At 56.8% G+C, this 12,698-nt stretch carries 9 protein-coding genes; 5 read left to right on the top strand and 4 right to left on the bottom strand.

The genetic code is table 11. The features are described from left to right. Nucleotides 1-45: 45 nt before the first annotated feature. Both FHT28_RS17495 and FHT28_RS17490 read right to left on the bottom strand, forming a co-directional pair. On the bottom strand, nt 46-2,823 hold the full coding sequence (locus FHT28_RS17495; RefSeq protein ID WP_168596886.1) for a winged helix-turn-helix domain-containing protein: 2,778 nt from the start codon (nt 2,821-2,823) through the stop codon (nt 46-48). Between the two features lie 236 nt (nt 2,824-3,059). Then, nucleotides 3,060-3,836 carry an SDR family oxidoreductase gene (locus tag FHT28_RS17490; RefSeq protein ID WP_210255520.1) on the bottom strand — a complete coding sequence of 259 codons (777 nt, stop codon included), beginning with the start codon at nt 3,834-3,836 and terminating at the stop codon, nt 3,060-3,062. A 210-nt stretch (nt 3,837-4,046) separates the two neighbouring features. Here FHT28_RS17490 and FHT28_RS17485 point away from each other — a divergent pair, with 210 nt between their 5' ends. The 3 genes from FHT28_RS17485 to FHT28_RS17475 all read left to right on the top strand — a co-directional run bounded on the left by FHT28_RS17485 (nt 4,047) and on the right by FHT28_RS17475 (nt 5,624). After that, nucleotides 4,047-4,601, top strand: a complete 555-nt coding sequence (locus FHT28_RS17485; protein WP_168596884.1) for an AraC family transcriptional regulator — start codon at nt 4,047-4,049, stop codon at nt 4,599-4,601. A 172-nt stretch (nt 4,602-4,773) separates the two neighbouring features. Further along, on the top strand, nt 4,774-5,151 hold the full coding sequence (locus tag FHT28_RS17480) for a cytochrome c family protein (RefSeq protein WP_348644882.1): 378 nt from the start codon (nt 4,774-4,776) through the stop codon (nt 5,149-5,151). A 23-nt stretch (nt 5,152-5,174) separates the two neighbouring features. After that, nucleotides 5,175-5,624 carry a (2Fe-2S)-binding protein gene (locus FHT28_RS17475; protein ID WP_168596883.1) on the top strand — a complete coding sequence of 150 codons (450 nt, stop codon included), beginning with the start codon at nt 5,175-5,177 and terminating at the stop codon, nt 5,622-5,624. 367 nt (nt 5,625-5,991) lie between these two features. Here FHT28_RS17475 and FHT28_RS17470 read toward each other — a convergent pair whose 3' ends face one another. Then, nucleotides 5,992-6,810 carry an alpha/beta hydrolase gene (locus tag FHT28_RS17470; RefSeq protein WP_246703093.1) on the bottom strand — a complete coding sequence of 273 codons (819 nt, stop codon included), beginning with the start codon at nt 6,808-6,810 and terminating at the stop codon, nt 5,992-5,994. A 195-nt stretch (nt 6,811-7,005) separates the two neighbouring features. Here FHT28_RS17470 and FHT28_RS17465 point away from each other — a divergent pair, with 195 nt between their 5' ends. Beyond that, nucleotides 7,006-8,397, top strand: coding sequence for an FAD-dependent oxidoreductase (locus FHT28_RS17465; protein ID WP_168596881.1), 1,392 nt, complete (start codon nt 7,006-7,008; stop codon nt 8,395-8,397). Between the two features lie 18 nt (nt 8,398-8,415). After that, nucleotides 8,416-9,291, top strand: coding sequence for an alpha/beta hydrolase (locus FHT28_RS17460; protein ID WP_246704881.1), 876 nt, complete (start codon nt 8,416-8,418; stop codon nt 9,289-9,291). Nucleotides 9,292-9,715: 424 nt separating this feature from the next. On the opposite strand, the gene FHT28_RS17455 is transcribed toward FHT28_RS17460, so the two are convergent. After that, nucleotides 9,716-12,439 carry a winged helix-turn-helix domain-containing protein gene (locus tag FHT28_RS17455; protein ID WP_168596880.1) on the bottom strand — a complete coding sequence of 908 codons (2,724 nt, stop codon included), beginning with the start codon at nt 12,437-12,439 and terminating at the stop codon, nt 9,716-9,718. Nucleotides 12,440-12,698 lie beyond the last annotated feature (259 nt).

Genomic DNA, 12,698 nt, shown 5'->3' with positions numbered 1-12,698 from the left:
GGACTTTGATCATCCGCAACTGACTTGATCTCTACCTACGTCGGATTAGGAAGAGGAAACGTTCGCTGGCGCTAGGTCGCTGCGGCAGGGAGCCGATCGTACCAGCTCTATTGCCGCGCTGAGATCCACGGTCTTGCTTTCCGGTTCGAATTTGGCGATCGCCGCTTCGATGTCATCGACAATGGTGGGTTGGTCAGAACGCGGCGAGAGTTCATAAGCGGTCATCAGGCAACGCAATTCCCAGAACACCGCCCTCATCTTACGGGAGAGCGCAACCGCTTCAGCGGCGATGTTTTTCGCTAGCTCCGGATTTGTCGGGAACTTCGCGACCGCCAGCAGGCGGAGCAATTCTGGACGACACCAACCGGCCTCGCCCTGAAGTGCGCGTTCGACATGAGCTGTTGGCGTACGCGCTCCGCAGATAATCAGGAAGTATTCCAGCCTCAGTGCAGCCAGCCCTGCAAGCGCCTTCTCCAAAGCATCGTGGTTGTCTGCTTCGGACAACCCGTTCCGGTACGACGAAATCCACTGTTGCCAACGGATCAATCTTTGTTGTTTCGCCAGGCCTTCCGCTTTGTTGAGGTATTCATTTGCCTGGCTGTGTCGTCCCACAAGCGAAGCCATCGGAAACGCACTCAGCATGAGAAGGAGGCATGAAGCGATCGAATACCCCAAATCCTCCGCTTCCTGTACTGACTTCTCGAGGCGATCCATGGCGGTGGCTATGTTGCCTTCGAGGAATTCTACGAACACCAGGACCGCCAGGCCCGTGATCCGTTGGTCGAAACCCAGTCCGGGATTCGCGGTCCTCCTGATCGACCCGCTGCCGTCGTCCAGCGAACCCTCAAGTTCCTTTCTCGCGTGCGCAAGATCGCCGTTGAAGAAGTAATTGTGCTCGAGCATGGCACTAAACACATGCGATGGCACTTGTGGATTCTCGTCCCTGAGCGCGAGCGTGGCATTAATCGCGTCTTGGTACCTGCCATGCGAGCAGAGGATGGCTGTTCTCGCCGCATTTGCGTGGATACGCTTGCTTACATTGCCAATCGCTTTCGCTATTTCGATCCCCCGATCAATTTCGTGGAGTGCATCGCCGTCTTTCGAGTATCCCTGAACGTGGTATAGCGCGCTTCCTTTGGAAATTCGGAGGTCGAGTTCGGTTTCCGTCCCCTCATGCGCCGACCCAGGGATGCGTTTCAAAGCTTCGTCAAGGACCTGTATCTGCTCGTTCATCAATCCGAGCTGAACCCAAAGAACTTTGGAATTGGCAGCGAGGCGCATTCCCAATTCTTCCGATTCGACAGACTCGAATGACCAATGGATCGCGCTGCGGATATCGTGGATCAAATCTGAATAGAGCCGCATCCAGTCGGCAGTCAGAAGTGTTGGCCAGTCACGCGTGGCGCTGGTAAGCGCCTTCTCGCAGTAGTCGGCATGAGACGCGTGTAGCCGGTGGGCCTGGTCTCCTCTCCTAACCTTCTCCAGAGTGTAGCTTCTTGTCGTCTGAAGAAGTCGATATTTCCCGTCGCCGCTCACCGAGAACAGTGATTTCAGGAACAGGCCATCGAAGGCCTCGTAGAAATCCTCCTCCGCCATCACGCCCGCACTGAGCGTTAGGGCGGCTTCGGTTGAAAAAGCGCCGGCGAACATCGCGCAATATTCGAACAGAAGGCGTTCCTTATCCGTCAGCCCATCAAAGCTCCAATCGAGTGTTGCCCTCAGGGTTTGCTGCCTCGGAGGCGCTGTTCGCCGTCCCCGACGTAGAACGGCGAGCGGGTCGCTTAGCGATCCGACGAGGTGGATAAGTCCGAGGTTGGCGACGCCGGATGCGGCAAGTTCGATGGCCAGTGGGATACCATCCAGACGGCGAACGATAGACGCAGCCGCCGTCAGCGTGTCCGGGTTGTTGAAGTCCTCCAGTTCTGATGACAACATAACCCGGTCAACGAAAAGCTCGACCGCAGGATATTTCAGTAGCGATGATTGGGGGCTGTCTTCCGGAGGCACAGGAAGGGAAGGTAACTGTCGTATTCTTTCCCCCGCAATGCGCAGGGGTTCGCGGCTTGTGGCGAGCACAGTCACCAGCCTCGTGGTCGCCAGAATGTCCTCGACGATAACAGCCGCTTTCGAAATTACGTGCTCGCAGTTGTCGAGTAAGAGGAGGAGGTCACGTTCGGCCAGAGCTTCCAGTACTGCATGTTCCGCGTTGTCGATGACGACACTTAGTCCGAGCAGGCTCGCCAGCGTCGGTGCGATCTGCTTTTCGTCACTTAACGAGGCGAGATCGACAAACAAGACCTCGCGAGCAGCGCTTATGATTTCGGCAGCCGCCAACGCGACGGACGTCTTGCCAACGCCGCCTGCTCCCGAAATCGTCACCAGACGATGCGTCGAGAGCAAACCTGCGGTTTCGGCCACGAAGTCGTCTCGACCTATGAGGCGTTCGGTCAGCCGTGGGAAACGCTGCTGTAGAACCTGCGGTTTGGCCTCTGCCTGATTGAGGGACTCGACTCCGGAGCCCTCTACCGGCATGACGAAAACGTAACCTCTGCCCGGTATGTTCTCGATGTATCTCCCGCTCGTGCGGTCACCCAGAAGCTTTCGGAGTGTGACCAGGTGCACGCGGAGCGCGCCCTCTTCTACGGTCGTATCCGGCCAAACCGCTGCAAGCAGGGTTTCCTTGCTGATCACTTCGCCAGCCGAAGTTGCAAGTACGACCAATATGTCGAATGCTTTGCCGCCGAGCCGAAGTACGTTGCCGGATTCGGTCAGCTTGCGTTGGGCGGTATCCAACTCAAATCGTCCAAACCTTAGTACGGTCATTGGAAGCATCCGGCCGGGTTAGAGCCGCGATAACACGCGAATGATGAGGGGTGATTGTCAGGACAGCCGAATAGGGGCGCGGTCGCCCACGTTGGCGCGGCGCGCAAAGCTCCGACAGGAAAAATTCGTAAGCGGTCTTGTCCCACGTCAGGCTCGCCTTTGGTCTTGCTAGGGAGATAGACCAACCGGTCAGTTTATGCAACGGACCATTGAGCGAGCGAGATCTGAGCTTGTCCTTATGCGTTATATCCGCCGTCGACGTTCAAAACGCTTCCGGTGATGAACGAGGAATTCGGCCCGGCGAGGAAGAGTATCGCGTGGGCGACTTCTTCAGGCGTTCCCAGTCGCTTGAGGACGTTTGACTGCTTCTCGGCTTCAAGCATCTCGCTCGAGGCCTCGGAGAGCTCGGCCTGAATCGACCCGATTTGGACCACGTTGACATTGATCCCCCGCGGCCCGAGGTCGTGGGCCGCGCCGCGACAGAAAGCTGTGATTGCCGCTCGGGTGGCCGCATAGTCCGCCAGACCAGGTGCTCCAACCCGGTCCGCGAGGCTTGCGCTGAGCGCGATTATCCGTCCTCCGTTTTCCATGAACCGGACGGAGGCGCGGATAAGCGCTGAGGTCGCCATAAGGGTACCCGAATACTGCGCCTCGAGCGCGTCCTCATCCATGTCCACGTCATCGATCTGCCAATGGGCGCGGTGATGTGCATTCGCAATGAGCACGTCCATTCGACCCAGTGCCGAGATGACCTTCCGCGCCAGTCGCGCGCATTCCACTCCCGATCCGTCGTTTGGCCAGTCAAAACTCATAACTCGACTGCCAAACTGCTGAAGTTCGACGATGAAATCGGGAGAAAGTTCGCCGGCATCGACCGTTAGCGCCAGGTCGGCTCCCGCAATGGCAAGCAGTTTTGCAGTGGCACGCCCTACGCCCTTGTCGGCGTTCGTTAGTAGCGCCACTCGGCCTGCGAGCGGGCGTAGGTTGTCGTGGGGCGATTCTGGCACAGGCATTTCCTTCAGAACTACGGCAACGAAGCCTACTCCCAGCTTCGCCCATCGCTCCACCGTACGGGGAGGGTCGATACCCGTATTGTAAAATTGGGTAGCAAACCTCCGCAGCGCAAACCGTAACACTGCTAACCAGACTTAACATCGCTTAACTCGCTTAGCGCCGAATGCCGAGACTAGGTTCCAAGGCATCCGAAGCAAAGAGTTACGCCAATGCAAAACCAAGTTTCATCCGCTCAGCTACGTCTAGCAAATAATCAGGCGGTGGTATGGAGTTTGAATACTCACGGCCTCACGGCGCATTTTCCGACACCCGTATCAGCTCCGACGAAGACACCGACGTTTCCTCGCGGCAGGACGGTTGCTGGCCTCGCCGAATGGCAAAAAAACAAGATCGCGCGCTACATCGACGATAATGTCGAAAGCTGCATAAGGGTGCAGGAGCTGGGGGCTCAGGTGCGGCTCAGCGTTAGCCGTTTTTCGAAGGGATTCAAGGCCTCGTTCGGCAAGTCTCCCTATGATTACGTCCTCGCCCGACGGATCGAGGCGGCCAAATTCCTCATCGCCTCTACCGACGAACCATTGAGTCAGATTGCGCAGGCATGCGGGCTTAGCGATCAGGCCCATCTTTCGAAGGTGTTCAAGCGACTCGTTGGGGTTACGCCGTTGAACTGGCGGCGACGCCACGCAAACGGATCGACTATCACGACCGCATCGCACTCATGGTCAAGGCTTGCGCAGTCGTCTGAACGTGCCATCGCGGTCTAAGGGGATGGTACTCATTCAAGCTACGCTTTCGCAAGGCGAGGAGTGTTTTGCTACGCTACGGCGTCGGCTGTCCGATTTCGAAGTTCGAGCATGCAGCCCATGGCTCGGTTTGCGAGCGCCCGGCGAAGCAATTCAGCTCCGCCGGGTTGTCGCACTTTCAGCGGAGGGTACTGTGCGGAAATATCTCTGTCTTTTGGCGCTGGGCTGGATGGCGATCGCGCCCGCAGCTTCGAACGCGTGGGCCGATGGCGATCCGGATAGGGGACAGAAGCTCTTCACGCGCTGCAGCGCCTGCCATGCTGCAACCGAACAGAACAAGGTCGGCCCCGGGCTCCTTGGCGTGGTCGGACGGGCCGCGGGAACGGCGGAAGGTTACAGCTATTCGGCCGCGATGAAATCATCGGGCATTATCTGGGACGAAGGAACGCTCGACGCATTCCTCAGGTCGCCCTCGGGCGTCGTCAAGGGAACGCGAATGGCGATCTTGGTCCCGAAAGACCAGGATCGCGGCGATCTCATCGCCTATCTGAAAACACTCACCGCGCATTAATTCGGCACTAGAGGAGCGAAAACATGAAAACTCTCATTATCAATGGCGAGACCCACCAGGTCGATGCTCCGGACGACATGCCACTCCTTTGGGTGCTTCGTGACATCATCGGCATGACCGGTACCAAATACGGATGCGGCATTGCCCAGTGCGGTGCTTGTACGGTCCATGTCGACGATATGGCCGTCCGTGCATGTCAGACGACGATTGACATGATCAATGGTCAGAAAATCACAACAATCGAAGGTATCGGAAAATCGGAGATCGGTGCGAAAGTACAGGCCGCTTGGCTTGAGAAAGAAGTCGTGCAGTGCGGCTATTGTCAGTCGGGACAGATAATGTCGGCGACGTCCCTGCTTGCTGCCAATCCAACACCGACTGACGCCGAGATAGATGAGGCGATGGCGGGCAACATTTGCAGGTGCGGCACATATGTCCGCATCCGCGAGGCGATCCACTCAGTATCGGCCTGAGACCCCGCTGATCAAGAACCTGCGCTCAAGATGGATATCCGGAAAGAGACCATCCTCAGTGCGGGTGGTCTCCGTTGGCTATCCAATGGCTGCACATCTGCCAAGTGGCCGTAAGGTTATGGACATGAACACCGCCATCGTGGCTCTGACCCATGGCCCGAAAAACGACGACCCATCGAGAACGCTCTGCGAAACAACAGTCTCTAAATCGTCGTGCCTGAAAGTTCGAGAACCCATTTCCCACGGATGCAATGTCCGAGGGCGGCTGCTTTCGATCAGTCGCCCCTAAACCGAAGCCGCGGGTCGATTAGTCTCGATATCGGGACGAGGAAGTCGGGAGAAGTCGCCGTGACCAAAGTACTGGGCATCAAACCCTTTTATAACCACCGGAAATCCAAGCCGATACCAGATCGGCGTAGTGGTCTGCCGCATCCTCCCAGACGAAGTGTCCGGCGTTGACGATCTCGGCGCGGCAATGCGGAAGCCTATCCGCAAGGAACTGGCCATTCGCAGGTGGGACGATCGGGTCGCTCTCGCCCGAGATGACCAGCGTTGGTGTAGGGATCGACGGCAGAAGGCCGGCGAGAATCGGGAGATCTCGCTTATAGGCTCGAACAAATTCGGCAGCTTCGTTCCATCGTTGATCGCTGGAGGAGCTTTTGTAGTCTTGCAGGATCGCCTCGGGAATCGAAACACGAACTGCGCTTTTTACCAGCTCGTAAACGCGTTGGCCGCTGTCGAAATTAACGAAGTCACTTTTTGACGACGCCGCGATCTGGCGCAGCGAATCTCCGAAGAGTTCTTCGCTTGTGCCGCCGCTGCCCCCCACGATGCTCTCGAAGCGATTCGGATGGCCGCTAGCAGCGAAAAGTACGGCAAGCGTGCCGACATCAGGTGCGACAACATGCGCCCGCTCGATCTTGAGGGCGTCCATGATGCGAATGAGGAAGTCTCCCATTGCGTGGGGCGACATCAGATCCGCCCGGCTTTCGGACATGCCAAAGCCCGGCAAGTCAATGGCGATCAATGGTCCCAGTTTGCTGATACCACCCCATACGAGATTGAACGCAAAGATGCTTTCAGGCCACGGTGCTGTGAGGAGGACGGGAATGCCCTGAGTTTCGTTCGTCCGGACGGTTCGCACTGCGATGTCGTCGACAAGTGTGAACGCTGCCGCTTCAGGCATGTTGAAACCGTTTGTCATGGAAATAGCCTCCTGATCACCCGCCGCTGCGGCGAGGTTAGGTGTCAGATTAAGCTTGGAGCGCGCACAGATCTTTGACGATCCAGCTCCCTATCAACTTTGCGGGCGGCCGTATCTTACAATATCGGGATGATGTCGCGTGGTTCCATGCCGCCAAATCAAAACTGCGAGGCAGCAATGAACGGCATTGAACAATTCGATTTCCTTATCTTCGGTGGCGGGAAGGCCGGCAAGACGCTGGCAATGGATCAGGCTAAGGCAGGTAAAAAAGTTGCGGTTGTAGAAGCCGGCATGATCGGCGGTTCTTGTATCAACGTCGCTTGCATTCCCAGCAAAACCCTCATTCGTAGCGCCGAGGTTGCGCACGCGACCAACAATACCGCCGAGTTCGGGATCTCCGTCGATATCGTTCGTCATAGCTTCGATCTGGTGAGAGATCGTACGGCAAGGGTTGTAGCCGAGATGGTGGAGACGAACCAGGCGGGGTTCAACGCGAGCGGGCTCGACCTCGTTTTGGGCTGGGGTCGCTTTGTAGCGCCCAAGACCATCCAGGTTGAAACCGAAAACGGCGTGCGGACGCTCACGGGCGACAAAGTGTTCATCAATCTCGGGACGATCGCAGACATTCCGGATGTACCAGGGCTCGCCGAGGCGAACCCGATTACACATGTGGACGCCTTGAAGCTGGGCGAGTTGCCTACTCGTCTCATCATAATTGGCGGCGGGTACATCGGGATGGAGTTGGGGCAGGCATTTCGACGTCTCGGCGCGGAGGTCACTATCGTTGAACGCGGGCCGCGGCTTGCTCCGCGCGAAGATGTCGACGTCAGCGAAGCAATCCTCAAAATCCTCAATTCGGAAGGCGTGGAAATAGCTCTCAGCGCTTACGACCTTGCTGTCTCGGGTCGCTCCGGCGATCGCGTCACGGTTCGTTGCGCCGATGGCCGATCGTTCGAAGGTTCGCATATCCTGGTTGCATCGGGTCGAAAGCCAAGGACGGCCAACATCGGGTTGGAGCTTGCCGGGGTCGAGGTTGATGAACGCGGATTCATCAGGGTCGACGAACGACTGCGCACGAGTGCTCCGGATGTCTGGGCGATGGGTGAAGTTGCAGGAACGCCGATGTTTACGCATGCCTCGCTCGATGACTACCGAATCGTCAAAAGCGCCACGAGCGGCGGGGACCGCACCACCAACGATCGGACGATCCCGTACTGCGTGTTCATCGATCCCGAGTTCGCAAGGATCGGCAAGAATGAAACCGACATGGCAAAACAGGGTATTGAATACCGGGTTGCCAAGCTTCCCATGGATGTCGTTCCACGAGCGAGAACTCTATCGCTGCGCAAAGGATTCATGAAGGCCATCATTGCCGGCGACAGCGACACGGTTCTTGGGTTCAGCATGCTTGGTGTAAACGCTGGCGACGTGATGAGCGTCGTCCAAGTGGCCATGCAGGGTGGATTGCCCTTCACTGCTTTGCGTGACGGCATATTCGCCCATCCTACGATCGCTGAAGGCCTCAACATGCTCTTTGCAAATGTCGGCGCTCCGACCAAGGGCAACTAACTAGAGTTCGGAGATTAGATGATGACCATAGCGAATGCTTCGACAATCGAAACCAGCTACGCAAACCTTGAAGGTCGTACGCTTGCCTACCGCAAGTTCGGAAAGGGGCCGCCGCTGGTTCTGGCCGTCCGGTTCAGAGGAACAATGGACTCCTGGGACCCGCTGTTCCTTGACGAGCTAGCCAAGAATTTTACGGTGGTGATCTTCGACTACACGGGGCTCGGTGCATCGACCGGGACACCTACATACGATCGTGCCTCGCTGGCGAAGGATGTGGGGGATTTGATCGATTTCCTTGGCTTTGACAAAGTTGTCATGGGTGGATGGTCCTTGGGTGGGGTCGTCGCGCAGGTTTTCGCAGTGACCTATCCGGACAAAGTTTCGCAGGCAGTCTTGATCGGAACGGCCCCTCCGGGACATCCGAAAGTCAGCGCAGAGCCACTTTTCATCAAAACCGCTATGAACCCGGTGAATACGCTTGATGACGAATTTATCCTGTTCTTCGAGCCCGCATCTGAGGGTAGTAAGGCGGCCGCGAAGCGCTCCCATGATCGGATCGCCGAACGCCAGATCGGCAGATCTCCTGCTATCCCGGAAGCGACATTCATGAAGCTCCTCAGCGAGGCGAAAGACAGGTCGACCATCTACTCGGACCCCGAAATGGCTCATATGAAAAAGCTGTCGGGTGGCGATGTGCCGCTATTGGTGATTTCGGGCGATCATGACATCGCATGCCCTGTCGAGAACTGGCTAGAGCTGGTGCGCGACTGGAAGTCGCTTCACTTGGTCACGCTGCCGCAAGCAGGCCACGGACCGCACCATCAGGAACCGCACTATTGTGCTGACGTGATCGCGTCGTTTGTCCGCAACCATCAGGTCAGTGAGCGGCCGTAAACGGCCTTTCATACATTCGAATTCCACCTTTCGGGAACCAAGACATGGTGAGCCTCTCTCGCCTCATTCATCGCGGTTTCTGCCGATGCTGCGTGGCTGCGGAACCTCTCGCGGCCGCGGCTGCTCCGATGCTGATACCCGCGGGGCTTATAGGAAATCGCGCGGGGTCGACGCCGCCTCGTCTCGCATTTCGCTTCAGGCCGTGCCCGGCATGTTTACCGCCCTAGAGGGGCCAGATGGCAACATTCTTGCTGGCTTTGGCAACATCGGAATGTTCCATATGGACGGCAGTATTGCGCGCTGATATCCGCAATGGCGGTTACTGAGAGCACGGCTTCACTCGTGTGCAATATCAGTCCAAATGAGGCTGAAGCCGAGTTCATCAGCTAAAACAACGATGCAGGTTCCGCTTCAATGCCAAGCGTTAAAGGAGCGCTCTCGCTTCCATGAGGTCCGCAGTCGCAAGTTCTCCGTCGAATGAGCACAGCGTTCGGTCAAGGCGACTCTTCGAAGCGCCGAGGGATTTCACTGACGCAAACCTGACCATACTTGTCGCGCAACGGAGTTCCCAGAACTTCGCTCCTTGTTGGGACGAAAGCAAGTATCCTTCCATGATAAGCTTCCGGGCGGCTTCGGCGTCTTCGTCAAGGAGCTGCAGACCTTTAAGACGGTAGAGCTCCGGCCGGCACCATCCGGCGTTTTTTGATAGCGCGCGGTCTATGGTTACCCGGTCCGCAAGGTGACCGCCTACAATCAGGCAGTTCTCGAACCGCGCACCCCCGGCGTTTGCTAGCGCCTTGTTGAAGCGCTCCTTGTCATTGGATGCCAAGGACATGGAAACCTGCTCGAACGTGAAAGCCCATTCCTGCCAACGGAGCAGGGAGTTGTTGCCGGCCTTTTCGATGAGGAGGCGAAGCAGGCGCTGGCCGAGTTCGAATTCTCGCATGCCAAAGGCGGTGGGACAGGCCGATACCGCAAGATAGAGACAGGTTGAGATAGCATGGTCCAGGTTAATTGCTTCGGCCAAGACGGTTTCGAGCTGCTGCATCGCCGCTCGTAGTTCGCCCTGGACCCACAAGGTCTTCACGACAGTTGAAAGAGCACTGAGTCTCTGGTCGTAACTTGCTCCGTTATTCAGTGTTCCTCGAACACCCACTTTTGCCATGTCGAGGGCTATGTTGGCATGTCGCATAGCGCCTTCGAAATCGCCAATGTAGTGAAGGTTGTGGGCGAGCATGCGGCTCACGGCGTTCGGCAGTTTTGCGCCGCAAAGGTCATCGAACTGACGAGCAACATTGATCGCATCAATATAGTTCGCATTCATTGTGTGGATCGCAGTTATGCCGCCGCTTGCCCGAAGTATGCTCATATGATCGTCGAGGTCTTTAGCGATCTGGATTGCTCTGTGGTATTCGGCAAGGGCCTGCGGATCCCGCTCGGAGCTTTTTATGTGATAGATGGTGCCTGCATGCGACAGCCGCAGGTGCATTTCGTGACGTGGATCAAGTGCTTCGGAGGTAAACGCCCGCGCGAGCGCGATTTCGATCACGGCAAGCTGTTCGGTCATTAATCCCAGTTGGGTCCAGATAATGTTCGAAGTGGCGGTAAGCTCTATTCCGAGAGAACCGTCGCCATCGGCGGCAAATGCCCAGGCAAGGGCGATGCGCAGATCGTGGATGAGGGCACCATGCAGTCTCAGCCACTCATCTGTTTCAAGTTTAGTCCAATCCATCTCGGCCTTTTTCAGCCTCTCGAAGCAATGGCGGGCATGTGCGTGTTGGGCCTCCCGTTTGAGGGGCGACGACGCGAGTTTCGCTGAGGCGTAATGGCGTGTTGTTACGAGAAGCCTGTAGCTTCCGCCCTCGGAAGCGACGTTTAGGAGGGATTTGAGAAAGAGGTCGTCGAACGCTTCGTAGAATTCGTTATCGGAAAGATGGTCGCCCGCGATGGCGCGGGCATCCTCGGCGCTGAAAAGTCCAGCAAAGGTTGATAAACGGAGCAGCAGCACCTTTTCAACCGGAGACAATGTTTGGAAGCTCCAGTCGAGGGCCGACTGCAAAGTCTGTTGCCTTGCGGGAGCATTTCGCCTTCCACGACGAAGAACTGCAAGTGGTCTTGCCACGGAGCGATGCAGCTCGCTGATGTCCAAGTCGAGGGTTCTCGACGCCGCAAGTTCAATGGCGAGCGGAATACCCTCCAATTTTCGCACAATGTCGGCAGACAATTCGATTATCTCGGGTTGTCTCAGGTCTCGCTCGTCTTTGAAGAGACCTGCCATTCTATAAAACAAGTCCAAAGCCGCATAGTCTAGCGCTTCTTCCGCGATTATCCCCTCTGGCGGGACGGCGAGGGGTGGCAAGCGACGGATGCGCTCGAGCTGTATCCTAAGTGGCTCTCTGCTGGTCGCGAGAATCGAGGACGTTGGAACTTCGAGAAGAATCGATTCTGCAGCTTCGGCTGCGGCTTCGATGACGTGCTCACAGTTATCGAAAACAAGAAGCGTCGGAGTTTTTCGCAGTTCTGTCGCCACAGCCTGGAGCAGTTCCGAACCATAGACGCTTAGGCCGAGCTGACTGGCGAGCGACGGCATTAAGCTTGCGTTTTCGGACAGAGAGGCGAGATCGATGAACAACACTCTCCTTCGGCCTAAGAAGCGTTCTGCGATGGCGATTGCGGCAGACGTCTTTCCGATGCCTCCCGTGCCCGTGATGGTAATGATGCGCGACTGCTGTAAAAGGTCTGTTGTTGTTTCGATGAACTCATCGCGGCCGATGACCTTGTTCGGGAGGCGTGGAAGGTCCGCTGAGGACATGCTGGGCTTCGTCGTGACGGACGCGGCGCGGTCGATGCGAACCGGCGGTACGAAAATGTACCCCTTGCCGGGCACGTTATCTATGAAGCCACGGGCACGCTCTCCCAAGGACTTGCGGAGCGAAACCAGCGATACGCGCAGGGTACCTTCTTCGACTTGGGCGGTCGGCCAAACCGCGTCTAGGAGCTCGTCCTTACTGATCACCTGGCCGGCACGTTGAGCAAGAATTGCGAGGATATCGAACGCACGGCCACCAAGTCTAAGTTGTTGACCATCCTCCATTAGCTTCCGATTTTGAACATCCAGCTCGAAGCCTTCGAAATGAAGTACGGTCATGGGGTCCCCAACTCTTAGTGTTCCTCCAAAAATTCCGACGACGTCTTCCCCCAAAGACGATCTGATTTAATCTCGTGCGGTCCGTAAGAGGTACTGAAGCTTACGACCGAAAGAGGTCACGAGAGTCTTCCTGACTTTTCAGGCATGGGCCTGCGTAGCACGCGGATGGCGACGATGATTGTCAATATCGTTCTCGGAACGCACCTTCCCACACATCGAAACCAGATCATCCAAGATTTGATATTGCGAGCCATTATCC

The sequence above is a fragment of the Rhizobium sp. SG570 genome (assembly GCF_012275345.1).
Classification (GTDB): Bacteria; Pseudomonadota; Alphaproteobacteria; order Rhizobiales; family Rhizobiaceae; genus Rhizobium; species Rhizobium lusitanum.
Note: the sequence above shows the minus strand (reverse complement) of the source record. Positions and strands in the feature narration are given on the sequence as shown.

What these genes read in the sequence shown, in the direction of transcription:
- FHT28_RS17495 (WP_168596886.1), bottom strand. Translation starts at nt 2,823, where the DNA reads ATGACCGTACTAAGGTTTGGACGATTTGAGTTGGATACCGCCCAACGC.
- FHT28_RS17490 (WP_210255520.1), bottom strand. Translation starts at nt 3,836, where the DNA reads ATGCCTGTGCCAGAATCGCCCCACGACAACCTACGCCCGCTCGCAGGC.
- FHT28_RS17485 (WP_168596884.1), top strand. Translation starts at nt 4,047, where the DNA reads ATGCAAAACCAAGTTTCATCCGCTCAGCTACGTCTAGCAAATAATCAG.
- FHT28_RS17475 (WP_168596883.1), top strand. Translation starts at nt 5,175, where the DNA reads ATGAAAACTCTCATTATCAATGGCGAGACCCACCAGGTCGATGCTCCG.
- FHT28_RS17470 (WP_246703093.1), bottom strand. Translation starts at nt 6,810, where the DNA reads ATGCCTGAAGCGGCAGCGTTCACACTTGTCGACGACATCGCAGTGCGA.
- FHT28_RS17465 (WP_168596881.1), top strand. Translation starts at nt 7,006, where the DNA reads ATGAACGGCATTGAACAATTCGATTTCCTTATCTTCGGTGGCGGGAAG.
- FHT28_RS17460 (WP_246704881.1), top strand. Translation starts at nt 8,416, where the DNA reads ATGATGACCATAGCGAATGCTTCGACAATCGAAACCAGCTACGCAAAC.
- FHT28_RS17455 (WP_168596880.1), bottom strand. Translation starts at nt 12,439, where the DNA reads ATGACCGTACTTCATTTCGAAGGCTTCGAGCTGGATGTTCAAAATCGG.